Below are 26,553 nucleotides of genomic sequence, written 5' to 3'. Positions count from 1 at the left end.
CCTTTACCTTTCGACACGGCGCATGCTGAAGACATCCAGGCGGTCTTCGCCGACATCCGTCTCGTCGAGCTGCCAGCCGAGACGCTCGTAGAAGGCGCGCTTGCCCGAGAGGGCGCAAAGATGCACGGCTTCGGCGCCGGTATCGAGCGCCGCCTGCGCTGCCTTCAGCACGATGTCGCCGCCGATACCTGCCCCGCGGAACGGCGGATCGACCCAGACGGCAGCAACCCACGGCGTGAGATCCGGTCGCTCCTCAAGATCGGAGGCGATGACCGAGGCGGTGCCGACGAAACGGTCGCCGGCATGCGCCACCAGACACAGCGGCTCGGCATCGTCGGCAAGGCTCGCCTGAAGCAGGCCGGTAATGTGTTCCAGCGGAAAGCCATGCGGTTCCCACCGGGCGCGCCAGACGCGGTCGGCCACGGCATCGAAGAAATGCGGTGCGTCGCGAAGGTCGCTGACGACCATGGTGCTGTCGCTCATCGTCCCTCGCGATACCAGGTGGCGGAAATCAGCAGCAGCAGCGCCGCAAGACCAAGGAAGCCGGTAAACAGCGGCACTGAATTGACGCCCTTCAGCACGGTTTCGTCGGTCATGCGGATCGAGAGCCGCTGGTCGTCTGCCGCTCGGATCGAGCCCCTGACCGGCAGAACCGTGGGCAGGTCGAGCGGTCCATCGGCACTTGCGAGGCGCCGCACGATGCCCTTGGTCTTTTCCGCCCAGGGACGCAGCTTGTCCTCGGTCGAGATCGCGGCCTTGAATTCCGGAGCGTTGGGGTCGCCGACATGGGCAAGAGCCGTGAGCTCGCCGTTCGACATCTCGAAGAGCCCGGTTTCCGTGGTGGCGACTTCGGCCGAGTAGAGGCCCGGCTGGCGTTCGGTCAGCTTGACGTCCCGCTTCCCGCCGGAGGGAGCGACCAGCGTCACCGGACCCGGATCGCCATCGATCGTCTGGCGGGTGATTTCGAGTGTCCGGCCGCGTGCGCGTGCCGTCAGCGCCTCTTCTTCGAGCGAGGGCTCTTGCATCAGCCAATGGGCGGTGCGCCGATAGAGCGAAACGTGGGGTCCGCCGCCTTCGAAGCCGCGAGCCCAGAGCCAGCCCTGATCGGAGAGCAGCATGGCGACGCGGCCCTTGCCGACACGGTTGAGCACCAGCAGCGGTTTGCCGTCGGCCGCTTCCATGACCGTATGGCCCTGCGGTCGGTTGACGTCGACGGTGCGGAACCAGCGGCCCCAATGCGGCGGCTCGCTGTCGGAGCCTTCCAGACCGCGGGTCACCGGATGCTTCTTTCCTTCCTCCGACAGGCGCGGGAAGAAGGCCTTTTCGTTCATGACGCCCGTCGGCGCGGCCGGCAGCACTGCCTCAAGCGGTGTCGCTGCAATCGAATCGTCGCCGGCATGTTCGGGACCTGCCGCGATTAGCAGCGCGCCGCCGTTCTCCACATATTGCGCGATGTTGTCGTAGTAGAGGATCGGCAACAGACCGCGGTGCTGGTAGCGGTCGAGGATGATCAGATCGAACTCGTTGATCTTGTCGACGAAGAGTTCGCGCGTCGGGAAGGCGATCAGCGATAGCTCGTTGATCGGCGTGCCGTCCTGCTTTTCCTGCGGACGCAGAATGGTGAAATGTACGAGATCGACGGCCGCATCGGATTTCAAGAGGTTGCGCCAGGCGCGTTCGCCGGCATGCGGCTCGCCGGAGACCAAGAGCACGCGCAGGTTCTCGCGAATGCCGTCGAGCACGTGGACCGCGCGGTTGTTGGCCGTCGTCACTTCGCCCGGAACGGCATCGACGGCGAATTCGAGCACGTTGTTGCCGCCGCGCGGAACGTTGAAGGCGAACGGCACGTCCGTGCCGGGCTCGGCCCGCTCGCGGGCGATCTCGTTGCCGTTGAGGCGGATCGTGACTTCGGCGCTGCCGCCGGGTGCCGCCCCGTCGTCGACCACCCGGAACGAGAGCTTCTGTTCCTCGCCGACGATGCCGAAGCGCGGCGGGTTGATCAGTTCGACACGCCGGTCGAATTCATCGGGCTTGCCGGTGATCAGCCCGTGCACGGGCGCGTCGAAACCGAGCGCGCGAGCGACATCGGGCACATCGTGGATCTGGCCATCGGTGACGAAAATGGCGCCGCCGATGCGCGCCGGGGGAACGTCAGACAGCGAGGAGGCAAGCGCGCCAAAGAGATTGGTCGACGGCGAGACATCTGCCGGATCGGTGTTTGCCTCGATGATACGCGGCTCGATCAGCGGTATGGCCGCCAGCCGTTCCTTCAGGCCCTCGACGGCGCGATCGGTCTGCGCGGTGCGGTCGCCGTTCTGCTGGCTCTGGCTGCGGTCGACGACGACGGCGACGATGGTCGAGAGCGGATCGCGCAACTCCACGAAAATGGAGGGGTTGGCGATCGCCAGTCCGAGCGCTGCGAGTGCGGCCAGGCGCAGCCAGACGCCGCGCACCTTCTGCCAGAGGCCAAAGGCGATGAACAGCGCCGCGATTGCGAGCAGCGGGACGAAGTAGATCCACGGGATCAGCGGGGCAAAGCCATAGGTCATCGATCGGCCCTCACTGTCCAAGCCTTTGCAGAAGGTCCGGCACGTGAACCTGATCGGCCTTGTAGTTGCCCGTCAGCATATACATCATGATGTTGACGCCGGCGCGGTAGGCATATTCGCGCTGCATCTCGTCCGGCGGCACTGTCGGCAAGAGCGGCGCGCCGTTGACGTCAACGGCCCAGGCACCGGCAAAATCGTTGCCTGTGATCATGATCGGCGTGACGCCGTCGCCGCCGCGCACGGGGCGATTGCTGCGGTCTTCGTCGCCATTGGGGGCGGCCTCGACCCAGAGCTGGCTTTCCGCATAGCGCCCGGGGAAGTTCGAAAGCAGATAGAAGGCCTTCGTCAGCACGTGATCGGAGGGCACCGGCTCCAGCGGCGGAATGTCGAGCCCGCTCAGCATCGCCTGCAGGCGCTGCACGTTGGGACTGTCGCCGGCGTCCGACGGTGTCAGCGAGGAAAACTGGTCGCGCGTGTCGAAGAGAACGGTGCCGCCGTTGCGCATATAGGCGTCGATCCGGCTCATGACCCGGCTGCTTGGCATCGGAGCGGTGGCCGAAACCGGCCAGTAGATGATCGGGTAGAAGGCCAGCTCGTCCTGTTCGAGGTCGACGCCGACGGGCGCTCCGGGTTCGAGCGCCGTCCGGTAGGTCAGATAGTTGCTGAGGCCGATGAGGCCCTGTTCGGAGAGGCGGTCGACCTCCTGCTCGCCGGTGATGACATAGGCGAGATGGGTCGTGTCCAGCCGCTGCAACGTCTGCTCGTCGCTCGGCTGGCTGTCCTGCGCATGTGCGATCGCCGGGGCGAGAGCGGCTACAAGGCCGAGCGTCGCAAGGCCAAGGGTTGCGACCAGTGCCGCGGCCGCGGCGCCGCGCCCTGCGCGCCGGCGAAGCCCGGCGAGACCGCCGGCCATATAGAGAACGATCAGCGTATCGAGGACGAAGAGCGCCAGCGCCAGCCCGAAGAGGTAGGGTCGGATCGAGAAGGGCCGGGCGCCCTCCAGTCCTTCGGCCCGCGCTCCGACGAGATTGCCTGTAATCGGGGTGAGCTTGCCGCCGTCAGGCAGCAGATTGTTGGCGACGAAACCTTCCTCCGAGCCGTAGAGGCCGGGGGGCGTGTCGGCGGAAACGGTGGGCGCGATGCCGGGTGCGATTTCGAGCGGTCGAGCGCTGCCGGTGTCGCCGGTCAGTTCGCCGCGGGCGCTCACCAGGCGATAGGGGGGCAACGTCTGCGCCATGCTTGGCTGATCGCCGGCAACGCCGCCGGCGCGCGAAAGCTGGATGGACCGGCGAAGCATGTCGACGAACGAGCCGGAGATCGGCAGGTTCGACCAGTTCGGATCGGCGCTCACGTGGAAGAGCACGATGCGGCCGCGGCCGCGCTCGGCGGTCGTCACCAGCGGTGTGCCGTCGGCGAGGTTGGCCCAGGTCCGCTCCGTGAGATCGGGTGTCGGTTGCGCCAGCACCTGGCGCTTTACCAGGACGTCACGCGGGCGTTCCAGTCCGGCAAAGGGGCTCGAGGACGGATAATCGGCAAGCGGCTGCGGTTCCGACCAGGAAAGCGCGCCGTCGAGCGTACGCTCGCCCTGCCGGAGCACGACCGGTACGAGCGGGTCGTCGGCGGGCGCGCCGGCGAGCCTCGGGCCGGCGAAGCGCACCAGCATGCCGCCATTTTCCAGCCAGCGCGTGACCAGCGGGTAGCTTTCGTCCGGCAAACGGCCGACGTCGGCCATGACGAGGATCGACGGATTTTGCGCCAGAAGCTCGGCGATTGCCTTCCCGACCGCCTCTTCGCGGGGTTCGATCAGGTCGGCATGCGGCTCGAGCGCGCGCTTGATGTAGTAGAGCGGCGAAAGCAGCGGTTGCGACTGATGGACCTCGCCGCTGAGCAGGGCGACCCGGCGGCGGCGGTTGCCGTCATCGAGCAAGTGCAGGCCACCGGCCGTCGCCTGGCCTTCGATCGTCAGGCGCGCGAAGTCGTTGCGCAGCTCGAAGGGCGCCTTCAGCAAAGCATCCGCCGTGGTGGCGCCCGTCGCGAAGCGAAGCTCGCCCTCGGCGATCGCCGTGCCGCGAATGTCACGGGCAAGCACGTAATAGGCGCGTGGCTCGCCGAACGGCAGGCGCGAGGCGGTAACCCGCATTCCGTCGTTTTCGTTGGTCGCTGCCGTCAGCGCGATGGCGCTTTCCGCATTGCCCTCGACCCGGCGGACATTCGTAGCGCCGAGCTCTGCGATCTGCTGCATCGTCCCGCCATTCGACGCTTCGATGCCGTCGCTGAGGAAGGCGAGGGTGCCGGGCGGAGAGCCGGCAAGCGCGGCCTTCATGGCAGCGAGTGCCCGCTCACGGTCGGCCGGCAGCGGTTGCGGCTGGGCGGCGGCCAGGCGGTCGCGCGCCGCGGCGGCGGAAGCGGGCGTCGCGTCGTGCTGGCGGTCGGTGGTAAAGACGATCGAAACGGGAAGCTCCTTGGCTTCCGCGTCGTCGATCAGCGCACCGGCGGCTTCGACCCGCTGGTTCCAGTCGGAGACTGTCGCCCAGCTGTTGTCGATGACGAGGGCAAGCGGACCGGCTGACGAAAGCGTGTTCTGCCGCGGGTTGATCACCGGATCGGCAATCGCAAGGATAAGGGCGGCGGCCATCAGCATGCGCAACAGCGTCAGCCACCACGGGCTTTGCGCCGGGGTCTCCTCACGCTTCATCACCGACGCGAGGATGCGCAGCGGCGGGAAGACTTCGGCCGACGGCCTTGGCGGCGTCATCCGCAGCAGCCACCAGATGACCGGCAGGGCAACCAGGGCGGCAAGGATGGCGGGATTGGTGAAGAGGAAGGCGAGGCCGCTCATAGCTGGCCTCCGTGGGTCGCGCGTCCCGGCATGCCGGAGAGATAGGTGTGCACGGCGACGAGCGCCTCGGAGGCGGGCCGGTCGGTCTTGTGCGGGGTGAAGGTCCAGCCGAGATGGCGCAGCGTCACGCCCAGCGTGTCGCGGCGGCCAATATAGGCGCGCTGATAGTCTTCACGCAGCACTTCAGCGCGGCCGGCGGTCAGCTTCTCGCCGGTCTCCGGGTCGGTGAATTCGGTCCGGCCGGAATAGGGAAACACTTCTTCGGCCGGGTCGGCGATCTCGACCACATGGCCGCGCAGGCCGCGTCTGGCCAGCGGGCCAAGGCGGTCCATGATCTTTTCGGCAGGATCGAGAAAATCGCCGATCAGCACGAGGTCGCTGGCGCTGCGGATCATTCCGGTTTCCGGCAGGCCCTCGGCAAGTGGGCTCAGCATGATGGCGGTCGCCAGCCGTTCGGCGGCGTTGCGCGCCGAGACCGGCTCCATGATGCCCGGGCAGCCGATGCGCTCGCCCGAGCGCGCGAGGATTTCGGCGAGCGCCAGCATCAGCACCAGCGCACGGCTCTCCTTGGACACGGTGCCGAGCTTCGACTTGTACATCATCGACGGCGAAAGATCGGCCCACAGCCAGATGGTGTGGGCGGCTTCCCATTCGCGGTCGCGCACGTAGGTATGGTCGTCACGGGCAGAACGCCGCCAGTCGATGCGCGACATGCTCTCGCCGTCCGAATAGGGCCGGAACTGCCAGAAATTCTCGCCGATGCCGCGCTTGCGCCGGCCATGCCAGCCGGAAATTACGGTGTTGGCGATCCGTCGCGCCTCGACCAGGCAATCGGGTACGAGCATGGCGCGCTGCTGCGCTCGTGAAAGCACTTCACTGGCGGGAGTACGCGAGACTATGTGCCCGACGGTGGCCATGCGTCAGCCTCTGGCCTGCTTCACCAGATCGGCGACGACGTCGCGCACGGTCATGCCTTCGGCGCGGGCGGCGAAGGTCAGCGCCATGCGGTGCTGAAGCACCGGTTCGGCCAGCGCCAGGATATCGTCGATCGAAGGCGCCAGACGGCCGTCGTAGAGCGCGCGGGCACGGGCGCAAAGCATCAGCGCCTGGCCGGCGCGCGGGCCTGGACCCCAGGCGACGTTCTTGTCGGTCGCAGCATTACCGTTGCCCGGACGGGCGGAGCGCACCAGCGAAAGGATCGCGTCGACCACCTTCTCGCCGACCGGCATCTGGCGGATGAGGCTCTGGATCTGCAGCAGCCGGGCGGCATCGATGACCGGATGGGCGGTCGCTTCGCCGACACCTGTGGTTTCGAGCAGGATCTGCCGCTCGGCCGTGAGGTCCGGATAGCCGACGTCGACCTGCATCAGGAAGCGGTCGAGCTGCGCCTCGGGCAGGGGATAGGTGCCTTCCTGCTCCAGGGGGTTCTGGGTCGCGAGCACATGGAAGGGCGCCGGCAGGTCCTTGCGGGCGCCGGCAACCGTGATGTGGTACTCCTGCATGGCCTGCAACAGTGCCGATTGGGTGCGCGGCGAGGCGCGGTTGATTTCGTCGGCCATCAGCAACTGCGTGAAGATGGGGCCGGGAATGAAGCGGAACGAGCGATGGCCGGCCCCGTCCTGGTCCATCACTTCGGAACCGAGAATATCCGACGGCATCAGGTCGGGCGTGAACTGTACGCGGCTGGAATCGAGCCCCAGCACGGTGCCGAGCGTGGCGACGAGCTTCGTCTTGGCAAGGCCGGGAACGCCGACGAGCAGCGCGTGACCGCCGGAGAGGACCGCGAGCAGGGTCTGCTCGACGACGCTTTCCTGGCCGAAGATGACTTTGCCGACTTCCGCACGCACCCGGGCGATTTCGCCCAGCGCGCTTTCGGCCGCAGCGACAATCGCCTTCTCGTCGATCGCGTCAGCCGCGCCCTTCATCACACTCATGGTCATACTCCCCGGTCGCCCGTTGTTAAACCGAATCGCCCCTACAGCGCCGCGCGTCCTTATAGAGCGCGCCAGGCTCGCTGTAATATTGAGCCGCCGCATGACGCCTGTCCTTAGATCGATCCCGATTCAAGGAATCATGCGGTAGCCTGGATTTCAGTCGCCAAAATCCAATTTAGACCCTGCCGGACGGCTGACAAGTCGGCGCCGACGCACTATCTCGTGAGATATCAAAGGTCTCGATGCAAAATCGAGGTCAAACGGGACGGAACAATGGCAGAAGCCGAAATTCAGCAAACCGGCGATGCGGCCGGACTGGCGGCCCTGATTGCGCGTGCCGCCGGGCAGACCGGCGAAAAAGCGCGCGGCCTGCCACCGGTGGACCGCTGGAATCCGCCGTTTTGCGGTGACATCGACATGGAGATCCGCGCCGACGGAACCTGGTTCTATCTGGGCACGCCGATTGGCCGGCAGCCCTTGGTGCGGCTGTTTTCCACCGTTTTGCGCAAGGACGAGGATGGGCGCACCTATCTCGTCACGCCTGTGGAAAAGGTCGGCATCCGCATCGTCGATGCGCCCTTTGTCGCCGTCGAGATGAGCGTGACCGAGGGGGAGGAGGGGCAGGTCCTGACCTTCCGCACCAATGTCGGCGACGTGGTCGAAGCCGGGCCGGAGCATCCGCTGCGCTTCGTCATCCATGGCGAGAACCGCGAGCTGAAGCCTTACCTGCATGTTCGAGGGCGGCTGGAAGCCCTGGTGTCGCGGCCGGTCATGTATGACATCGTCGAGCTCGGCGAGACGGTTGCGATCGACGGCACCGAGATGTTCTGCGTGCGCTCGGGCGGTGCGGTCTTCCCGATCATGCCGGCAGCCGAGCTGGAAGCGCTTTCCCGATGAATGCACATCCCTTCTCAGCCGACGAGTTTCGTCGTCGGGCGCTGACCCAGATGGGTGGGCCGATCGAGACCTCCTGGCGCGAGCACGGCGACTTCCTGCTCAATCCGGGCATCGTGCCCTATCTGGAGACGCTGAAGCTCAAGGATGCCGCGGTCCTGGTGCCTGTTGTTGATGATGGCGACGATGCTACGGTTATCTTGACGCAGCGCACCACCAGCCTGCGCAAGCATTCCGGCCAGGTCGCCTTTCCGGGCGGTGCCGTGGACCCCGAAGACCGGTCGGTCGAAGTGGCGGCGTTGCGCGAGGCGCAGGAAGAGATCGGGCTCGATCCGCGCTTCGTCGAAACCATTGGCCGGCTTCCGCATTACATGGCCATGTCCGGTTTCCGCATCACCCCGGTGCTGGCGGTGGTCAAGCCGGGTTTCGAACTGGTTCCCAACCCGGAAGAGGTCGAAAGCGTCTTCGAGGTGCCGCTGTCGTTCCTGATGAACCCCGGCAATCACGATCGCGGCAGCGGGCACTGGCAGGGCGAGGAACGGCATTTCTACCGGATGCCCTATGGCGACCGCAACATCTGGGGTATCACCGCCGGAATTCTGCGCATGCTCTATGAAAGGCTTTATGCATGACCTCGGTTGCTGGCGAAGGCTGGTTCTCGACGCCTTCTCTGCGTCGCGTTTTCGATGTGCTCAATGTCGACGGCGGCGAAGTCCGGGTCGTCGGCGGCGCAGTGCGCAACAGCTTGATGGGCTTGCCGGCCGGCGATATCGACATGGCGACCACCTGGCGCCCCGACGAAGTCGCCGAGCGGGCGAAGGCAGCCGGCATCAAGGTGGTGCCGACCGGCATCGACCATGGCACGGTGACGCTCGTCATCGACGGCACGCCCTATGAGGTCACGACGCTTCGCCGTGACGTTGCGACCGATGGCCGCCGTGCGGAAGTGGCCTTCGGCACCGACTGGAAGGCCGATGCCGAGCGGCGGGACTTCACCATCAACGCACTCTACGCCAACGACCGCGGCGAGGTCTTCGACGATGTCGGGGGGCTCGCCGACATCGAAACGCGGACGCTGCGCTTCATCGGCGATGCCAGCGAGCGTGTCGCCGAGGACTATCTGCGCATCCTGCGCTTCTTCCGCTTCTTCGCCCATTACGGCCGCGGCCGGCCGGATGCCGACGGCTTGCGTGCCTGTGCCCGTGCGCGCTCGAAGCTTGCAACGCTTTCGGCCGAGCGGGTCTGGGCGGAAACGAAGAAGCTGCTTTCGGCCGATGATCCCGGCCGCGCGCTGCTCTGGATGCGCCAGGCCGGCGTGCTCACCGAAATCCTGCCGGAAACCGAGAAATGGGGCATCGACGCAATCCCGGAACTCGTTGCCGCCGAGCGAGCCTTCGGCTGGAAGCCGGACCCGCTTCTGCGCCTTTCCGCGATCGTGCCGCCGGATGAGGAGCGTCTGGAGGCGATGGCAGAGCGTCTGCGTGTCTCGAAGGCGGAGGCTGCCTATTTCAGCCGCTGGGCGAAGGCGCCTGCGGTCCCGGCGACGACCGTCGACACGGCATTCGATCGGCTGCTCTATCGTCATGGCGTGGAAGGGATCGTCGTAAGACTGCGACTGGCGCTCTCAACAGCGCGGCGCAAGTCGGAAGGCGACCCGGCGTTTTTGTCCGAGACCGCTTCGCTGCGGCGGCTCCTGGCGCGGGCCGAGGCCTTCAAGCGGCCAAGCTTCCCGCTGAATGGCGGTGACGTCCTGAAGGCCGGCGTGCCGGCCGGCCCGCGTGTGGGGGAAATCCTCGGCGAACTCGAAAATCTCTGGATCGAGCGCAACTTCAATCTCGACCGGGCAAACCTTGTCGCCCGGCTCGAAGCCATGGTGCAGCCGTCCTGATCAGGCCGCCTTGGCCGGACGGCTTAAGCCGCCTTGGCCGGACGGCTAGGCCGCCTTGGACTCGTCGGTGATCCGGGCCTTGATGTTGTCGATCATGTTTTCGCGGATGACGGTCTCGCCATGCGTTTCACGCATGTGGTCGACGACGCGGCGCACGATTTCGGCATCGTTGTCGGCGCGGGTGTGCCATTCGCAACCCGGGACGAGGGAACCGCATTCAAACAGGCGCATGGTTGCTTCCTTCCCTGTGTAAGTTTGATGCGAGAGCGCGGCGCGCCGGTCGGGCGACCGCACGGTCAGAGTAGCATCAACCCCCGGCACGGCCAATTGTTCCCGCCGAACGCGCGACAAGAAACCGTTATAGACAAGCGGGCCGATGGTGTTATGGGTTTGCGGTAACAAGAGACGCAAAGGCCCTTTTGCCCATGACCTCCACCGTTCAATCGGAACTGATGGCCGCCATCCGGAACATTCCTGACTATCCGAAGCCGGGCGTGATGTTTCGCGATATCACCACGTTGCTCGGCAATCCGCGCGCCTTCCGCCGCGCGATCGACGAACTGGTGCATCCCTATGCCGGCACCAAGATCGACAAGATCGCCGGCATCGAGGCGCGTGGCTTCATCCTCGGTGGTGCGATCGCGCATCAGCTCTCGTCGGGCTTCGTGCCGATCCGCAAGAAGGGCAAGCTGCCGCACGACACCGTGCGCATCGCCTACAGCCTGGAGTATGGCGTCGACGAGATGGAGATGCACAAGGATGCGATCCAGCCAGGCGAAAAGGTGATCCTGGTCGACGACCTGATCGCGACCGGCGGTACGGCGGAAGCGGCCACCAAGCTCCTGAAGCAGATGGGCGCCGAGATCGTCGCCGCCTGTTTCGTCATCGACCTGCCTGAACTCGGGGGGCGCAAGAAACTCGAAGCGCTCGGCGTCAATGTCCGCACGCTGATCGAGTTCGAGGGCCACTGATCGGTCGTTGCGGGATGGGTGCGGGAACCGCGCCCTTCCTTTGGCCTACATGCGGTTGATCGTCCGCAGCATCAATTGCACTTCGCGCTGGGCTGCCGGCGACAATGTCTCCACTTCGGTGAGCCAGAATTTTTCGGCTTCCGGCGGCTCGTCTTCCCAGCTTCTGACCGATGTTTCGTTATCATCGATGACGACGCGACGGTGACCGCCAAGACGCAGATACTCGTCCGCCAGTTCGCGGGCGTGGGTTTTTTCCATAGCCGCTCCTCCGCTAGCAATGGTCGCTGCCCGCAAGCCGCTTGGGCGCGGCCAAGGGCGCGCAACCTTTATCCCGAGAGTGTACACCCGGCGAAAGGCGATTTTAAGAAATGATGGTGTTTGGCCGGTTTCGTCCGGTCAGACGAACTCGATGACCTTGCTCTCGAAACGGATCACCGCTTCGCCGTGCTGGTTTTCGCCTTCGCACAGGATCGTGTTGACCCGCCAGCCGGGCTTTGAAGCAAGCGACCGGCTTTCAAGAAACGTGACGAAGTAGGTGACCGTGTCGTCGGCATAGACGGGCTTCAGCCATTTCAGGTCACGAAATCCGGGTGAGGGGCCGAGGTTCGGCGCCTTCAGGCCTTCCGCGGCAAGCCGCCGCTGCTCGTTTCGCCAGAACTTGACGAAGCACTGCATCCACCCGGCGCAGGTATGCCAGCCCGAGGCACAAAGGCCGCCAAACAGCGCATGCCGCGCCGCTTCCGCATCGAGATGGAAGGGTTGGGGGTCGAAGTCGGTGGCAAACCGGATGATGTCCTCGGCCGTAAAGGTCAGGCTGCCGATCACGGTCCGGCTCTTGGCCGCGTAGAATTCTTCCATCGTCATCATCAGGCTTTGCCCTTGTCGCGGCAGCGAAAGAGAACCGAGCATTCGGAAACCGCCACGGGTTCACCGGCCTGGTTATTGATTTCGTTTCGGAATTTGACGATGCCGAGATCGGGTTTCGACTTCGAACGGCGCGCCTCCAGCACGAGGCTGAAGCCCGAGAGCACGTCACCGGCAATGACCGGCTTCCTCCAATCCATGAAATCGATGCCGGGCGAGCCCTGGGACGTGGAATTTCCCATGAAGGCATCGAGCATCATGCGCATGCCGATGGCGCTGGTGTGCCAGCCGGAGGCGGCGAGACCACCAAGAATGCTGCGTTTTCCCGCTTCCTCGTCGAGGTGCATCGGCTGCTGATCGAATTCCTGGGCAAACGCGATCATCTCCGGTGGCTTCATCTCGACCGGCTTGTAGTCGAACCGCCGGCCTTCGGAAAAATCCTCGAAGTAGAGCATGCTTGCCTTGTCCCGTCTGATTTGTTGCCGCATTACCTACTGCATAATTTCCGGAAGCGGAATCGATTTGAGCGGAGATGCGCAACATCGCAGGTCGCTCGCGACGTTTCGCGGTTGCGCTTGGCTCTTGTCCATGCAACCAGCTGATATTCCGTCCCATCCGCTCGTGTCTTGACTGAGGAAAGCGCGTGACCGAACTGAACAGAGCGCTCGCGGGCGCAGCCGAAAAAGGCATCATATCCGCGCATCAGGTGCGCGATCTCGAAGTCTATCTGGCTGATCGCGGCTTCCGTTTCGGACCGGCGGCATCGGATGCCGCGGCCGACAGGGCCGACGCCGCGCTCGATGCGCGGGCGGCGGAAGACAGCGAACAGCCGCGCTTCATCAGAGGCTTTCACGACATCCTGATCACCATCGGCATCGTGGTCGTGCTCATCGGCCTGTGGGGCCTGACCGGTCCGCTTGCAACGCTGCCGGTCATTCTCGTGCTTGCGGAAATTCTCGTGCGGCGCCAGCGTCTGGCGCTGCCTTCGGTGGTGCTGACGCTCGCGCTCGTCCATTGGGTCGCAATGACGTCGATGTGGCTGGTGGACGATCATGAGGACACCTGGCACCCGCTTACCTTCACCCTGGTCTACGTTGCTACCTTCCCGATCCCGCTGGCGCTGTTCTACTGGCGCTATCGCGTTCCGCTTGCGCTGGCCGGTCTGGTGCTGTCGATCGCGCTCACCTGCGTGGTGGCGGTCCTGCTCGCATTCGAGAGGGCCCTCGGTATCGACGTGGCCAACCCCGATTACGTCCTGCTGCTTCCATTGACCCTGCTCGTCGGGGCACTGGCTGTCTTCGCGATCGCCATGCGCTACGACGTTTCGGACCCGCAGCGGCTCACCACCCGTTCGGACATCGCCTTCTGGCTGCATCTCGCAGCCGCGCCGGCTCTGCTTTACTCGCTGATGGGACTGGTGTTCCTGGTCAATGGCGGTGCAACGTGGTGGGACGGACAGGCGAGCTTCAATCAGGCCACTTCCGCCATTGTGATCGTCGCCGTGTTCATGCTGGTCGGGCTCGTCATCGACCGCCGCGCCTTCGTCACATCGGGGCTGTTGTCGCTGGGCGGCGCGATCTGGACCGTGCTGAGCAAGACCAATGCATCGCTCGACAGTTACGTCTTCATCGCCTTGGCGGTCGTCGGGGTAACGGTCTTGTTCATCGGGATTTTCTGGCAGCGGCTGCGCCGCATGGTCATCGACCTCTTGCCGGAAACGATAACGGCGCGGTTGCATGCCGCGCCGTAGTATCAAGTTCTGATGCGCTCCGATCCCGCGCCTTGAGTGCGGGATCAGAGCGACAGGTCTTACGTGTTGAAGCGGAAGTGGATGACGTCGCCGTCCTGGACGACGTATTCCTTGCCTTCGTCGCGGGCCTTGCCGGCTTCCTTGGCGCCCACTTCGCCGCCAAGTGCGATGTAGTCTTCAAAGGCAATGGTGTTGGCGCGGATGAAGCCGCGCTCGAAGTCGGTGTGGATGACGCCGGCAGCCTGCGGAGCCTTGGTGCCGCGCTGGATTGTCCAGGCGCGCGTTTCCTTGGGGCCGACGGTGAAATAGGTGATGAGGTCGAGCAGCTTGTAGCCGGCACGGATCAGTCGGTCGAGACCGGCTTCTTCGAGACCGAGCGCGCTCAGGAACTCCTTGGCTTCTTCTTCCGGCAGCTGCGCCACTTCCGACTCGATGGCAGCGGAGATCACGACGCTTTCCGCCCCTTGCGCCTTGGCCATTTCGGCAACCGCGCGCGTGTGTTCGTTGCCGTCGACGGCATCGCTTTCCGCGACGTTGCAGACGTAGAGAACCGGATGCGCGGTCAGGAGGTTGAGGCCCTGCAGGATGCGCAGTTCTTCGGCATCGAGCGTCGAAAGCAGCGTGCGGACCGGCTTGCCGTCCTGCAGAAGCTTCAGCGAGGCTTCCATGATCGGAAGCTGTGCCATCGAATCCTTGTCCTTGCCGCCGGCGCGCTTGCGGGTCTGCTCGGTGCGGCGCTCGAGGCTGTCGAGGTCGGCGAGCATCAGCTCGGTCTCGATCGTCTCGGCATCGGCGACCGGATTGATGCGGCCTTCGACGTGGGTGATGTCGTCATCCTCGAAGCAGCGCAGCACGTGAACCACGGCGTCCACTTCGCGGATGTTGGCGAGGAACTGGTTGCCGAGGCCTTCGCCCTTCGATGCGCCGCGCACCAGGCCGGCGATGTCGACGAAGGAGATGCGCGTCGGGATGATTTCCTTCGACTTCGCGATGTCGGCAAGCTTGCGCATGCGCGGATCCGGCACCGCCACTTCGCCGGTGTTCGGCTCGATGGTGCAGAAGGGATAGTTGGCCGCTTGCGCCGCTGCCGTCTTGGTGAGTGCGTTGAAGAGCGTGGACTTGCCGACGTTCGGCAGTCCGACAATACCGCATTTGAAGCCCATGGGGTCTCGTCCGTATCTTAAAATTCAGTTGGCGTGGCTATGCGGGAAGGGCGCTCCCCGGTCAAGGGCGCAGGCCCTGTTCACGGTAAATAAGGGGTCGAGGCCGTTGAACGCGTGCTCTTCGGGCCGCATATGCGCTCGGATTTTCGCCGGCCCTGTTCGGCGGCCAAGAAATTGAGGAGCCCCGCATTGATCGACCAGAAGTTCTTGTTTCCGCGCGTGCCGGTTGCCGTCGTCGATATTGGCGACACACTCGAGGCGCTGTTGATCCGCGCGACGCTCGAAAGCATGGGCGCCGTCGTCACGCTGCATCTGCCGGGGACACCAGGCGATTTCCTGACCTTGCTCGCTGGCGGCGAGCTCGTTCACCAGCACCTGATCATTTCCGGCCACGGCGACGAGAACGGCTTCGTCTTTGGCGAATACATCGAGGAAATCGACACCTCGATGCTCATCGAGGGCAGCCTGCCGCCCGCCGTTATCGCCGAACATGCCAGGCTTGACGGCAAGATCGTGCTCAGCACCTGCTGCGAGACCGGTGGCAAGCGCTACGGCGATGCCTTTGTCAAAAAGGGAGGGGCGGCCCTCTACGTTGCGCCTGACGGCTCGCCGGAAGGAGCGGACGCGCCGCTTTTCGTGCATTGCTTCTTCCATGCGCTGCTGGCGCGCAAGCAAGAGGCAAGGGCGGCGCTGGAAAAAGCCCGCTCCTATGACGAAGCAGCAGCGATGTTCGTCGGCCATTGGGGGAGGCGCTGATCTCCGCCTGCGTCCGTGCGCTTGCTTTTGCTTGATCGGCACCTGCGCCCGTAGGATAGTGCGCCTTCGGCGCCGGTGCGTCTGACGGTGCGCCGAGGCGGTTCTGCCCCGCGGTGGTGCCGGCCAATCTGTCATCAACGGGGTGGTTCCCATGAGTGACAACGAGGTTGCCAGAAAAGTCAAAGTGAGGGTGAAGCCGAAGCTCGATCGGCCGAAGCTTTACAGGGTCATGCTGCTCAATGACGATTACACGCCGCGCGAGTTCGTCGTCGGCGTGCTCAAGGCCGTGTTCCATATGAGCGAGGAGGCGGGCTACCGGGTGATGATGACGGCCCACAAGATGGGGAGCTGCGTGGTGGTCGTCTGCGCCCGCGACATCGCCGAAACCAAGGCCAAGGAAGCAACCGATCTCGCCAAGGAAGCGGGTTTCCCGCTGCTTTTCACCACCGAACCAGAGGACTAGCAGGCCTCATGAATAGTTGGCGGCGGCCGGGGAAATGCCCGGCGGCCATCGGCCTGCCTCATGGCTTCCTGTGCAGGCGAAGCGGCTTGCTCGCTTCGCGCTCGATCGTGCCCTTGGCTTCGAGATCGAGCTGTACAGCCTTTAGCCACCAGCCCGCCTTCGCTCCGCCGGGGAAAAGGTCCTGCGGCAGCAAGGGCAGGAGCTGCTCCTTCGCGTCCGCCACGGTCAGGCCCGGTGCTGAGGGCGGCAGCACCGCGAGCAGGGCTTCACGCATCGCCTCGTATTTCATCCGGTCGACGCGGTACTTGTGGCCGGGCGAGACGATGTTTTCGATCTCGATCTTCTCAGCCTGGGATGCCATTGGCCTCGCCTTTCACATAGTCGATCTTCGGCGCCTTGAATCCCATCGCCGCCCAGGCGGTCAAAAGCCGCCACATGAAGCGGCCCGAATGTGTCTTGTAGCTCGGCAGCGTGTCGGCAAACTCGACGCCGGCCTTGCGATCCTTCGTCATCGTGCGCATTTCGAGCGGCGGCTGTTCGTCCCGGGCAAAACGCTGATTGTAGACGCTCAGCCAGTGACCGCCCTTGAATTCCAGGAACATGGCCGAGTTGCAGCAGCTGGCGATGACCCGGCGCGTCGGCGCTTCCGGCGTCAGCCGGTGTTCGCGCAGAAGGTCGCTGCCCCTGACGCAGCGGATCCGGTCCTTGCGGTAGAGCGCAAACCGCGTCGAGCCGTCGGCTTCCATGACCGGCGACGCCTCCGGCAAGGCCTCGAAACGCTCGCCGGCGGTGCGGCAACTGGTGCAGTAGCAGGCGGCGCCGACGATCGGCTCGCCGGCGGCTTCAAAGGCAACTAACCCGCAGCGGCAGGTGGCAATGCGATGTCTTTCCTGTGGTTTGGCCATGGCCATCTCCTGATCCGACTTCGCGAACTAGACTGGACCGTCCAGTTTGATTTGTCAATCCGACTGGCCTATTCTGTAAGCCAAGTGATTTGGTGAGATACGGCAGGGGGGGGCAGGTTTGAGCAATGGCGCAAAGACGCGCATGGAGCGCACCCGCAAACTGATCGTGGCTGCAGCCAGTGATCTCTTTCTCAAGCACGGCTTTCTCGGCACCAACATGGACGAGATCGCCGCGACGGCGGAGGTCTCGAAGCAGACGGTTTATTCCCATTTCCAGAACAAGGAGGCGCTGTTTCTCGAAGTCGTGCGCAGCATGACGGGGGGAGCAGGCGACGAATTCCAGGAGCAGGTGGCCGATCCCGATGGCGACGAGCGGATCGAGGACTTCCTGCTCGACTATGCCACGCAGTTGCTGACGATCGTGATGACGCCGCGGCTGATGCAGGTTCGCCGTCTCGTCATCGCCGAGGTGGAGCGGTTTCCGCAGCTTGGCGAAGCGCTGCACGAGCGCGGGCCGATGCGCTCGATCCGGCGGCTGGCGGTCGCCTTCAGGCGCTATGGCGAGAAGGGCGACATTCGGGTGAAGGACGCCGAGGTCGCCGGCGGGTTCTTCAACTGGCTGGTCATGGGCGGGCCGGTAAATGACGCCATGCTGCTCGGAGATAGCGCCATTCCGACGCCGGAGGTTCTCCGAGCCCATGCGTCGGAGGCGGTGCGGATCTTTCTGGCGGCCCATAGGCCCGGGTGATGGATGGATACGGACTGTGCTCAGCCGCGCCGCCTTCACGGCAAGTGGGCGTCCCACCATTTGAGCACGCGCATCGCCTTGAGCGTCACCCATCGCGAAGGGGCGTCGACCCCGTCATCGACGTCGAACCACACGCGTCCGGCGGGGCGCCAGTCGAGCGGCCATGCGCCGTTTTCGAGCCGCCTCGAACGCAGATGGCCGATCGCTTCGCTGAGCCGTGGATCAGGTGCCGCACCGCAAAGGAGCGTCGCGGCGCGAAAGTAATCGAGCGCCCGCAGGATGTCGTATCGCCAGCGGCTCGGGTGGCAGAGGCACAGGAAGCGCTTGTCGGCGGCTTCGCCCGTGCTCAGGCGGCGGAAGAGATGGCGCTTGAGCAGATAGTCCTCGCCGGCCCGGCGCGCCACCTTGGACTGTGGCGTGCCACCGGTCGCCCTTTCGAACGCAAGCAAGCCTTCGAGCACGTTGATGGTGGTGGCAAAGGAGGACCGGAGCGAACCGTTTGCCCGTTCGCAGTTCCAGCCGCCATCGGCCTGGGCCTCGCCGACGAGCCTGTCGACGATCCGCGAAACGTCGACGCCGAAATAGGCGCCGTCGGCAACGGTGCGGCCGTTGATGCACTCCTCGACTTCGCCTTGCCAATAGGGCTGGCCGCCTTCGTCCCAGCGCGAATTGGCGCCGATCAGGTCGACGGTTCGTCGGGCCCGATCGGACGAAGGGTCGAGACCGAACTCCCGCAGCTGCGACAGCGAAAAGCACGTTGCCGTCCAGGGCTGGCCGTGCTCGGTCCACTCGTGCGCGTCGAAACCGGCGGGAATGAAGGCGCCTGCCGCCCATTGCCCATCGTCATCCTGATGCGAGAGAAGCCTGGCGCCCCAGCCTTCGGTCTCCACCTTGGCCCGTTCGGCTTTCCATAGAGACTCTGGGGCGTCCAGCAGGTCGCGCATCACCTGCCAGCGAATTGCGGGATCCGATGCGAGAAGCCAGTCAATCACCGGGTCGGTCACGGGCGTGCTCCAGGCTTGTGCCATCGGGTCGATCTGACCCGTTTCGATTGCACAAGCTAGGGCGCGTTCCGGATTGGGGAAGCTAGTCGTTCTTCGAGCCGAACATCTTCTTCAGCATGTCGGCCATTGGGCCGGTTGCCGGAAGCTTCTTCGGCTGGGCGGAATTGCGCGCCTGGCGGATATGTGATTGCGCGCCCTGCTTCTTCGGGCCTTCAGCCTTTTCCGCCTCCGGCTTGCCGCCGGTCGCGAGCGCGATCTTGTTCAGAAGCTGGGAATCCTCGCCGCGCACCAGCATGTCGGCATTGTCGGCGATGGCGTCGAGCAGGGGCACCAGCCAGGCCTGGTCGGCTTTGGCGAAATCGCCGAGCACATGGGCATGCACCAGATCCTTGACGCCGGGATGGCCGATGCCAAGCCGCATGCGGCGATAGTCCTTGCCGCAATGGGCGTCGATCGACTTGATGCCGTTATGCCCACCATGGCCGCCGCCGACCTTGATGCGCGCCTTGGCAGACGGCAGGTCGAGTTCATCATAGATGACGGTGATGTCCTTCGGCTGCAGCTTGTAGAAGCGCATGGCCTCGCCGACCGCTTCGCCGGACAGGTTCATGTAGGTCTGCGGTTTCATCAACAGAACGCGCTCGCCGCCGATGTCGCCCTCGGCGATCTCGGCCTTGAACTTCTTCGACCAGGAGGAAAAGCTGTGCCGGCGGTGAATGACATCAACCGCCATAAAGCCGATATTGTGCCGGTTGGCGGCGTATTTCGAACCTGGATTGCCAAGCCCTACGATGATCAACATGGTGCTGCGCATTCATGATTTCGGGGTGATGCCATCCAAAAACACCGCACCCCCCGGAAGTCAACGCCTATTTCTCCGCCTGCAGGCTGGCATTGGGCTTGAGCCCATATTGCTTGAAGATCACATCCTGGGTGCCGTTGCCGATCAGCCGGTCGAGTTCGTATTGCATGGCGGCGACGATATCGCGGGGAAAGTCGCGATGGCAGGCGATGCCGTAAAGCTTGCCTTCCAGCACCAGCGCGGCCTCCACCGGTTTGCCTTCGCTGCGCATGCTTTCGAAGGTCTTTTCGGACGTCATCAAAAGATCGACCCGGCCGGCGAGCAGCTTTTTCAGGCTGGAGTCGAGATTGGCCGCATAGTCGATCTTGGGGAAGCGGTGCTCCTTGAGATAGGACGCCGAAAAATCCTCGCGCTGCGTGCCCACGGTATATTGGTGCGCGTCCTCCAGCGATGCCGGCGCGATGGCGGATCCGGCCTGCCGGACCATGACCATGTGGTCGATCAGCAGCGGCTCGACCCACTGGAAGTTTCGGTCGCGCTCGGCGTCGTGGCCGGTGGTGAAAACACAATAGGCGGGATCGGTCTCGGCCAGCATGAAAGCCCGCGCCCAGGGTAGAACCTCGATCGTATAGGGCAGCTTCAGGCGCTCCATGATGAGCTTGACCTGGTCGACGGCCGCACCGCTCGGGCCGGCCCCGGTCGAAAAGTTGTAAGGCGGATACTCCTCGGTGACGAACTTGATCGTCTGAGCCTCGGCCGTCGTTGCAAGACCAAGGAATAATGCTGCGATCAGCGCCTTCACATCCTTTCCTCCTCTTCTGCGTCCGCCTTGCGACGGATCTTTTCTATCCCCGGCCTGTGCCCGACCTTAGGCCCTAAAGCTCTCCCGCGCCCCAGGGAACCAGGTGGGTGAACTCATGCCCGCATGCTGGGTGCGGAAGCCGCTTTTGCCTCGGAGTCGCTTTCGAGCATGGCCAGCATCCGGTCGACCGGCATCGGCCGGCTGAAGAGATAGCCCTGGCCGCAATCGACGCCGAGCTTGCGCAGCAGCTGCCACTGTTCCTTCGTCTCGATGCCCTCGGCAACGACGGTGCAGCCCATCTGGTGCGAGATCGTGCGGATGCCCTTGATCAGCATGCGGCTCTTGCGGCGGATATCGGCGGTGCCGGAGCTCAGCGACCGGGTGAAGGACTGGTCGACCTTGACGATATCGACCGGGAAACGGTTGAGATAGCTCAGCGACGAATAGCCGGTGCCGAAATCGTCGAGCGCGATGCGGCAGCCGAATTCGTTGAGCTGCTTCAGCACCGAGTGAACTTCCGGATTGTCGAGCATCAGCACCGCTTCGGTGATCTCGACGACGATCCGGCTCGGCGAGATATGATGCTTCAGAAGCAGGGCCGCGAGCTTGTGCGGCAGCGTCAGTTCGAACTGCAGCGGTGAGAAGTTGACAGCGAGATAGGTGTTCTGGGTGCCGTCGAGCTCGGAGATCGCTGCCAGATGGCGGATTGCCTTTTCAAGGATCTGGTCGCCGATGCGGGTGATCATGCCGGTTTCTTCGGCGATGCCGATGATCTTGCCGGGCGCCATCAGGCCCTTTTCCGGGTGGTTGAGGCGCATCAGCGCCTCGAAGCCGGCGATCTGCCCATCGGCGAGGCTGACGATCGGTTGCAGCCAGGCTTCGAAGTGATCGTCCTTCAGGCCGGCTTCGATGCACTGCTCGATCTCGTGGCGCTCGCGCGAGGCGTCGAGCATGCCGGCGTCGAACACCTGCAGGCCATTCTTGCCGTCGTGCTTGCGCGCATACATCGCCATGTCCGCCTTCAGCAGCAGGTCGGAGGCGTTTTCGGCATGAGTCGGGTAGACGGCGATGCCGACGCTGGCGCTGACGAAAAGCTCGTTGCCGGCGATCGCCATCGGTTCGTGCAGCGCCGTGACGATGCGCTCGCCGATCTCGGCCGCAAGGTTCCCGGCGTTCGGATCGGAAAGCAGGATGGCGAATTCGTCGCCACCGAGCCGGGCCATGATGTCGCCGGGCGGCAGGGCGGCCTGTATGAGCTCGACCGTCTGGCGCAGCACTTCGTCGCCGGCGGCATGGCCGAAATTGTCGTTGATCCACTTGAAGCGGTCGAGGTCGATGAACAGGCAGCCGAGCTGCATGCCGCATTGATCGGCCTCGGTGATCGCCTCGTCGAGCGCGGCCTCGAAACCCTGGCGGTTCAACAGGCCGGTCAGGTGATCGGTGATCGCCTGGGTGTGGTTGCGGCTTTCCGCCTGCTTCAGCGCGGTCACGTCGGTCATGACCGAGAGCGACAGGCTGCTCTCGCCGGTCGCCTTCGTCTCCTGGATCAGCACGGTCATCGCTTCGCCATCCGCCTTGCGGAAGGGAACGGTCACTTCGCGGATGGCGTGATCGGCAACGGCGATCGTCTTGGCGTGGCTGCGATAGGTTTCGTGCCAGTGCGGATCGACGAAATCGATGAAGTCGCGCCCGACGACGTCGTCGCGGCTGTAGCCGGTCGCCAGCAGCCAATAGTCGCTGACGGCGAGCAGGCGCCCGTCGACATCCAGCGAAAACAGCATCGCCGGCGTCAGGTTGTAGATGTCGGTGACGCGCTCATGGGCGTTCTTCAGCTCGGTCTCTTCGCGCTCGAGGCGGTCCTGCATCTCGTTGAAGTTGGCGGCGAGTGCGCCCATTTCATCGTCGGAGGTCCAGTCGACGCGGTGGCGAGACCCGAGCCGGCGCGTAGCCTCGATCGCGGCGGTCAGGCGCATCAGCGGGCGCATCACCGTAAAGCGATTGCCGACGAGCGCAGCGGCAAAGACGATCGCGACCGCAAAAAGCAGGATGGCGAGAATCGCCAGTTCGTCCTTGCTGAATTGCGACAGCAGACCCGGCGTCGGGACCCTGACTTCGATGCGTCCGACCTCTTTCATGCCATCGACCGACTGATAGGAAATGGGCAGGATGAGGACCCGGTCCTTGGTGCTCGGCAACACGCCGCCCAGCGGCATCTGCGCGAGGATCGATCCGGACTGGTCGCGGATGGTGACGGAGAGGATGTCGGTGCCGTTTATCAGCGAACGGGCGATGTGCTTGATGGCGTCACTGTCAAAGTCCCAGATGGGCTTGCCGAGCGCCTCGGCGCTCGCGGCCATCAACAGTTCGATGTTGTGCAGGCGCTCGCGTGCAATGCGATCGCTGGAGATGCTGAGAAAGAGTGCAAGCAGCGGGGCAATGAAGACGAGCATCGCGCCGCAGACAATCGCAATAAACCGGTTCTCCACGGAGTGCATCATCGCATGCACGCCTCAGAAGCAGCTGCCACCCATCTCATATCAGAATTCTCTTCAGACAAGCCCATTTTCCCCGTCAGAAGAACATCATCAAAATCTTAAATGTTGCTGAAATCGCTTCATGATAATTCGTGGGGCGCGGCATCGATGCGGCCGAGTGCCGGCGGGCAGCCGCCAATGCAAAAAGCCCGCCCCAAACGAATGGGACGGGCTTTCGATGAAGTGCGGCGGGACCGGCTTTCGCCGGTCGCCCAGAGGCCAATCAGGCTTCTGCTTCGCCTTCGGCTTCTTCCTTCACGCCACCGGCCGGTGCAACGATCGTTGCAATGGTGAAGTCGCGATCGGTGATAACCGGGGTCGCGCCCTTCGGCAGCTTGATGTTGGAGATGTGGATGGCGTCGCCGACCTTGAGACCGGAGAGGTCAACGGTCAGGAATTCCGGAATGTCGTTAGCCGAAACGTTGAGTTCGACGTCGTGACGAACGATGTTGAGAACGCCGCCAGCCTTGAGGCCCGGGGACTTCTCTTCGTTTTCGAAGTGAACCGGAACTGCAACGGTAACCTGGCTGTCCTTGGAGACGCGCAGGAAGTCGACATGCATCGTGAAGTCACGGACCGGATCCAGCTGGTAGTCCTTCGGCAGGACGCGGATCTTTTCGCCGTTGACGTCGATGGTTGCGACGGTGGTCATGAAACCGCCGGCGTGGATCTTCATCGTCACTTCCTTGGTGGAGAGCGCGATGGAAAGGGGGGCCTGCTTGTCACCGTAGATGACAGCCGGGATAAGACCGTTGCGACGAAGTTCACGGGAGGACCCCTTACCAACCCGTTCGCGCGTCTCGGCCTTGAGCTCGTAGGATGCGTGGCTCATGGATAGACCTTTCTGTGTCTAATGCTGGAGAGTTCGACCGCCATGCGGAAGAACTGAAGCCGCAAGGACTTCATCCGCGTTGCCTCCAAGGGTGTCTACGCGGACGGGCGCTCCATAGACGAGATCCCCCGCAAATGCAAGCTTTGCCGCGGTTTCAGCTCTTTTTACCGGTGAAACGTGCGAGCGCCAGCATGGCACCGCCTGCAATCAGCCCCCAGAAGGCGCCAGAAACACCGCCGAAGCTGACGCCGGACGCGGTCACCAGGAAGGTGATTGCGGCCGGCTCACGGGTCTTCGGGTCCGTAAAGGCGGCCATGGCGGAGCCGGCGAAGGCACCGACGAGGGCAAGGCCCGCCACAGCCTCGATCAGAATCGACGGCGCAAGGCTGACGAAGGTGGTGACGACGCCGGCAAGCAGGCCGAAGAGAATGTAGAAGGCGCCGGCATTGATCGCCGACCAGTAGCGCCGGTTGCGATCCGGATGGGAATCGCCGCCGGCGCACATGGCGGCCGTGATTGCAGCCAGATTGACCGCATGGCCGCCGAAGGGGGCGCTCAACATCGAAAAGACGCCGGTCGTCGCAAACAGCGGTCCCGGCTCCGGGTGATAGTCGTTGACCTTCAGCACGGCGATGCCGGGAATGTTCTGCGAGGCCATGGTGACGATGAAGAGCGGCAGGGCGATGCTGATCATGGCCGCGACGTTGAACTGCGGCATCACGAATTCCACGGTCGGTACCAGCGCCGAGGAGAGGGCGGAAAAGGCGCCGGCCGGGATTTCGACGCCGAAGGTGATGACCAGCACGAAGGCGATCAGCGCGGCGGGCACTGCATAGAGCTTGTTGATGCTGCCGACGAGTGCCCAGGCGATGAGAATCGGCAGGCCGAAAAGCGGATTGAAGGCGATCGCCTTGACAGGGGCAAAGCAGAGGCTGAGCAGCACGCCGGCCAGCATCGCATTGGCGAGCGGCGCCGGGATGGAGGAGACCAGGCGGCCGAGCGGTTTCCAGAGGCCGGCGACGACGACGAGCAGGCCGCAGACGAGAAAGGCGCCGACAGCGGCATTAAAGCCACCTTCGACGATGCCGGCGCTCGCAAGCAAGGCGGCGCCCGGCGTCGACCAAGCAATGCTGACCGGCAGCCGCGTCACGGCGCTGATGACGATGGCGCAAAGGCCCATGGAGATCGACAGCGCCATCAGCCCGGAGGCTGCCTGCGCTTCGCTGGCGCCGACGCCGATGAGCCCGTGCAGCACGACGGCAAAGGAACTGGCGAAGCCGACGAAGGCGATCAGCAGGCCCATGAACAGGCTCTGGAGCGAAAAGGCACGAAGCATGGCGGCAACCGGCTGTTGTGAGGTTGAGTCGCGGCAATTTGATCCTTTCGCGTAGCACATTCGGGCGCTCTGTCGATATCGGCGGCGTGATCCACCGATCAAACTCGTTGACGGACGCCGGCTCTCGAACCTTCGTCTGGCTGGACCTTCGCGGAAAACGACGGCTATAGTGGCGCCCGTGGATGCGGCTCGCTTGGGAGATCGGCCGTGTCGACATTTCGCCGGACGACGCTTTCAGGGAGGAAGCCGATGGCTGCCGTCAGGGAACATTCGGACTATGTCTACAAGGTTGCGCACCAGCCGTCGGCGGCTGCCAGTTCGCCGATCGCCGCTTCGTGGCGCCGGTGCATGACGCTGCATGGGCTGGCACCTGAGGAGGGGCGTCAGCCGCTCAGACTGTCCGGCATGGAGTTCGAGCTTGCCCGGCAGAGGTCGGCCGAGCTGATCCTGGAAGCGGGCGGTGAACTCGACCGGCTGTTCGCCACCGTCGGCCGGGCCGGCTGCTGCCTGCTTTTGACCGACGACAAGGGCGTGGCGCTGGAACGCCGCGGCGCCGTCGGCGACGATGCCGATTTTCGCGATGTCGGGCTCTGGTCGGGTACGGTCTGGAGCGAGGCAAGCGTCGGCACCAACGGCATCGGCACCGCGATCGCCGACGAGCGCGCCGTCGTCATCCAGCGCGACCAGCATTTCCTCAGCAGCAATATCGGCCTCAGTTGCACCACGGCGCCGATCCGCGACCATCTCGGCCGGTTGGCCGCGGCCATCGATATCTCCACCTGCCGCTCGGACGCCTCCGAAATGACCATGTCGCTCTTGTCGCAGGCGGTGCGCGACGCGGCTGCGCGCATCGAGGCAGGCCTTTTCCGTCGCGCCTTTGCCAGCGCGCGCATCGTGCTGGTCCCGGTCGATCGCGCCGGGCCGGCGCTTCTCGCCGTCGACCGCGACGACCTCGTGCTAGGCGCAACGCGTGCAGCCCGGCAATGGCTCGATCTCGACGACAAACGCATTGCCGCCGGAGTTCCGGCCTCTGACCTTCTGCGGGAAGATACGTCGGGTGATGCCGGCGAGCTTCCCGATGCGGAGCGTGCTGCGCTTCGACGGGTGCTCTCGCGCGCCAACGGCAATGTCTCCATGGCGGCCGATCTGCTCGGCATCAGCCGCGCCACGCTTTACCGCAAGATGAAGCGGCTTCAGGTCAACTGACCGCACAACATTCTCGATCTGCTCCTCACCATAGCCCTCTCCCCGCATACGGGGAGAGGGGACGTGCCTTACGGCGGTCTTCGTGCTTGGGTGACTACGTTGATTGGGACGTGGGGGCTGCCGCTTGCCCCTTCTCCCCGCTCGCGGGGAGAAGGTCCCGGCAGGGGGATGAGGTGCAGCTTCTGATCGTGTCCGTTCCCGTTTGCTGCGTTGCAGCACAGTAGCTGGCGCCTGGCTGTCTCAATTCTGAAACAGATCCCGTCGCGGGCGATCACGCCTCACTATCGAAGACAACCGAACCGCTCCACGCTCC

27 protein-coding genes are annotated in these 26,553 nt (G+C 64.3%); 9 read left to right on the top strand and 18 right to left on the bottom strand.

The features are described 5' to 3' along the window. Positions 1–3: 3 nt before the first annotated feature. Genes ASE71_RS18230 through ASE71_RS18210 form a run of 5 tightly spaced genes read right to left on the bottom strand, consistent with a single transcriptional unit; the run spans position 4 to position 7,322 of the window. Positions 4–483: a GNAT family N-acetyltransferase gene (locus tag ASE71_RS18230; RefSeq protein ID WP_082566318.1), complete on the bottom strand. Its 480-nt coding sequence runs from the start codon at positions 481–483 to the stop codon at positions 4–6. After that, the gene (locus ASE71_RS18225; protein ID WP_060518732.1) at positions 480–2,549 is read right to left on the bottom strand and encodes a hypothetical protein; all 2,070 of its coding nucleotides are present in this window, start codon (positions 2,547–2,549) and stop codon (positions 480–482) included. Before ASE71_RS18225 ends, ASE71_RS18230 begins: the two co-directional genes overlap by 4 nt. Positions 2,550–2,559: 10 nt before the next feature. Then, positions 2,560–5,388, bottom strand: coding sequence for a DUF4159 domain-containing protein (locus tag ASE71_RS18220; RefSeq protein WP_060518730.1), 2,829 nt, complete (start codon positions 5,386–5,388; stop codon positions 2,560–2,562). Beyond that, a complete protein-coding gene (locus ASE71_RS18215; RefSeq protein WP_034788827.1) occupies positions 5,385–6,305 on the bottom strand; it encodes a DUF58 domain-containing protein in 921 nt (306 codons plus the stop codon). The genes ASE71_RS18220 and ASE71_RS18215 overlap by 4 nt, the downstream gene beginning before the upstream one ends. Positions 6,306–6,308: 3 nt before the next feature. Next, positions 6,309–7,322, bottom strand: a complete 1,014-nt coding sequence (locus ASE71_RS18210) for an AAA family ATPase (RefSeq protein WP_034789050.1) — start codon at positions 7,320–7,322, stop codon at positions 6,309–6,311. Between the two features lie 273 nt (positions 7,323–7,595). Between ASE71_RS18210 and ASE71_RS18205 the strand changes: the two genes are divergently transcribed. Genes ASE71_RS18205 through ASE71_RS18195 form a run of 3 tightly spaced genes read left to right on the top strand, consistent with a single transcriptional unit; the run spans position 7,596 to position 10,104 of the window. Continuing rightward, the gene (locus tag ASE71_RS18205) at positions 7,596–8,219 is read left to right on the top strand and encodes a DUF1285 domain-containing protein (protein WP_034788824.1); all 624 of its coding nucleotides are present in this window, start codon (positions 7,596–7,598) and stop codon (positions 8,217–8,219) included. Then, positions 8,216–8,848: a CoA pyrophosphatase gene (locus ASE71_RS18200; RefSeq protein WP_060518728.1), complete on the top strand. Its 633-nt coding sequence runs from the start codon at positions 8,216–8,218 to the stop codon at positions 8,846–8,848. The genes ASE71_RS18205 and ASE71_RS18200 overlap by 4 nt, the downstream gene beginning before the upstream one ends. Next, on the top strand, positions 8,845–10,104 hold the full coding sequence (locus ASE71_RS18195) for a CCA tRNA nucleotidyltransferase (protein ID WP_060518726.1): 1,260 nt from the start codon (positions 8,845–8,847) through the stop codon (positions 10,102–10,104). Before ASE71_RS18200 ends, ASE71_RS18195 begins: the two co-directional genes overlap by 4 nt. Positions 10,105–10,149: 45 nt before the next feature. On the opposite strand, the gene ASE71_RS18190 is transcribed toward ASE71_RS18195, so the two are convergent. Then, on the bottom strand, positions 10,150–10,335 hold the full coding sequence (locus ASE71_RS18190) for a DUF1059 domain-containing protein (protein WP_034788815.1): 186 nt from the start codon (positions 10,333–10,335) through the stop codon (positions 10,150–10,152). A 194-nt stretch (positions 10,336–10,529) separates the two neighbouring features. Between ASE71_RS18190 and ASE71_RS18185 the strand changes: the two genes are divergently transcribed. Beyond that, entirely contained in the window at positions 10,530–11,075 is a 546-nt protein-coding gene (locus ASE71_RS18185) for an adenine phosphoribosyltransferase (RefSeq protein ID WP_060518724.1), read from the top strand. Positions 11,076–11,120: 45 nt separating this feature from the next. Here the strand turns inward: ASE71_RS18185 and ASE71_RS18180 are convergent, their stop codons facing one another. The 3 genes from ASE71_RS18180 to ASE71_RS18170 all read right to left on the bottom strand — a co-directional run bounded on the left by ASE71_RS18180 (position 11,121) and on the right by ASE71_RS18170 (position 12,394). After that, a complete protein-coding gene (locus ASE71_RS18180; RefSeq protein WP_060518722.1) occupies positions 11,121–11,333 on the bottom strand; it encodes a hypothetical protein in 213 nt (70 codons plus the stop codon). Between the two features lie 138 nt (positions 11,334–11,471). Beyond that, on the bottom strand, positions 11,472–11,942 hold the full coding sequence (locus ASE71_RS18175) for a MaoC family dehydratase (RefSeq protein WP_082566317.1): 471 nt from the start codon (positions 11,940–11,942) through the stop codon (positions 11,472–11,474). Beyond that, positions 11,942–12,394, bottom strand: a complete 453-nt coding sequence (locus ASE71_RS18170) for a MaoC family dehydratase (RefSeq protein ID WP_060518721.1) — start codon at positions 12,392–12,394, stop codon at positions 11,942–11,944. Before ASE71_RS18170 ends, ASE71_RS18175 begins: the two co-directional genes overlap by 1 nt. Positions 12,395–12,582: 188 nt before the next feature. Between ASE71_RS18170 and ASE71_RS18165 the strand changes: the two genes are divergently transcribed. Then, on the top strand, positions 12,583–13,689 hold the full coding sequence (locus ASE71_RS18165) for a hypothetical protein (RefSeq protein ID WP_063891160.1): 1,107 nt from the start codon (positions 12,583–12,585) through the stop codon (positions 13,687–13,689). Positions 13,690–13,748: 59 nt separating this feature from the next. On the opposite strand, the gene ychF is transcribed toward ASE71_RS18165, so the two are convergent. Beyond that, entirely contained in the window at positions 13,749–14,852 is a 1,104-nt protein-coding gene (gene ychF / locus ASE71_RS18160) for a redox-regulated ATPase YchF (RefSeq protein ID WP_034788804.1), read from the bottom strand. A 189-nt stretch (positions 14,853–15,041) separates the two neighbouring features. On the opposite strand from ychF, the gene ASE71_RS18155 reads away from it, so the two are divergent. Together ASE71_RS18155 and clpS are read left to right on the top strand one after the other, a co-directional pair. Next, the gene (locus ASE71_RS18155) at positions 15,042–15,608 is read left to right on the top strand and encodes a hypothetical protein (RefSeq protein ID WP_034788801.1); all 567 of its coding nucleotides are present in this window, start codon (positions 15,042–15,044) and stop codon (positions 15,606–15,608) included. A 151-nt stretch (positions 15,609–15,759) separates the two neighbouring features. After that, positions 15,760–16,071 (top strand): ATP-dependent Clp protease adapter ClpS, encoded by a 312-nt coding sequence (gene clpS / locus ASE71_RS18150; protein WP_034788786.1) that lies wholly within the window; start codon positions 15,760–15,762, stop codon positions 16,069–16,071. 58 nt (positions 16,072–16,129) lie between these two features. Here the strand turns inward: clpS and ASE71_RS18145 are convergent, their stop codons facing one another. Together ASE71_RS18145 and ASE71_RS18140 are read right to left on the bottom strand one after the other, a co-directional pair. Continuing rightward, positions 16,130–16,432, bottom strand: a complete 303-nt coding sequence (locus tag ASE71_RS18145) for a DUF6958 family protein (protein ID WP_034788781.1) — start codon at positions 16,430–16,432, stop codon at positions 16,130–16,132. Beyond that, entirely contained in the window at positions 16,416–16,976 is a 561-nt protein-coding gene (locus ASE71_RS18140) for a GFA family protein (protein WP_034788778.1), read from the bottom strand. The genes ASE71_RS18145 and ASE71_RS18140 overlap by 17 nt, the downstream gene beginning before the upstream one ends. Before the next feature lie 118 nt (positions 16,977–17,094). Here ASE71_RS18140 and ASE71_RS18135 point away from each other — a divergent pair, with 118 nt between their 5' ends. Beyond that, positions 17,095–17,724 carry a TetR/AcrR family transcriptional regulator gene (locus tag ASE71_RS18135; RefSeq protein WP_034788776.1) on the top strand — a complete coding sequence of 210 codons (630 nt, stop codon included), beginning with the start codon at positions 17,095–17,097 and terminating at the stop codon, positions 17,722–17,724. Between the two features lie 35 nt (positions 17,725–17,759). Here the strand turns inward: ASE71_RS18135 and ASE71_RS18130 are convergent, their stop codons facing one another. From ASE71_RS18130 to ASE71_RS18105, 6 genes are all read right to left on the bottom strand, one after another. Continuing rightward, positions 17,760–18,752: a hypothetical protein gene (locus tag ASE71_RS18130; protein WP_060518718.1), complete on the bottom strand. Its 993-nt coding sequence runs from the start codon at positions 18,750–18,752 to the stop codon at positions 17,760–17,762. Between the two features lie 58 nt (positions 18,753–18,810). Next, entirely contained in the window at positions 18,811–19,530 is a 720-nt protein-coding gene (gene pth, locus ASE71_RS18125; protein WP_034789041.1) for an aminoacyl-tRNA hydrolase, read from the bottom strand. 67 nt (positions 19,531–19,597) lie between these two features. Beyond that, a complete protein-coding gene (locus ASE71_RS18120; RefSeq protein ID WP_034788770.1) occupies positions 19,598–20,332 on the bottom strand; it encodes a substrate-binding periplasmic protein in 735 nt (244 codons plus the stop codon). Positions 20,333–20,445: 113 nt separating this feature from the next. Beyond that, on the bottom strand, positions 20,446–22,830 hold the full coding sequence (locus ASE71_RS18115) for a putative bifunctional diguanylate cyclase/phosphodiesterase (protein WP_060518717.1): 2,385 nt from the start codon (positions 22,828–22,830) through the stop codon (positions 20,446–20,448). A 259-nt stretch (positions 22,831–23,089) separates the two neighbouring features. Further along, a complete protein-coding gene (locus ASE71_RS18110) occupies positions 23,090–23,698 on the bottom strand; it encodes a 50S ribosomal protein L25/general stress protein Ctc (protein ID WP_034788765.1) in 609 nt (202 codons plus the stop codon). A gap of 154 nt (positions 23,699–23,852) precedes the next feature. Continuing rightward, on the bottom strand, positions 23,853–25,034 hold the full coding sequence (locus ASE71_RS18105) for a benzoate/H(+) symporter BenE family transporter (protein WP_060518716.1): 1,182 nt from the start codon (positions 25,032–25,034) through the stop codon (positions 23,853–23,855). A gap of 249 nt (positions 25,035–25,283) precedes the next feature. Between ASE71_RS18105 and ASE71_RS18100 the strand changes: the two genes are divergently transcribed. Beyond that, entirely contained in the window at positions 25,284–26,240 is a 957-nt protein-coding gene (locus ASE71_RS18100) for a helix-turn-helix domain-containing protein (protein ID WP_034788760.1), read from the top strand. Positions 26,241–26,553: the final 313 nt, after the last annotated feature.

This window comes from Ensifer sp. Root954, assembly GCF_001429005.1.
Lineage (GTDB): Bacteria > Pseudomonadota > Alphaproteobacteria > Rhizobiales > Rhizobiaceae > Ensifer > Ensifer adhaerens.
Note: the sequence above shows the minus strand (reverse complement) of the source record. Positions and strands in the feature narration are given on the sequence as shown.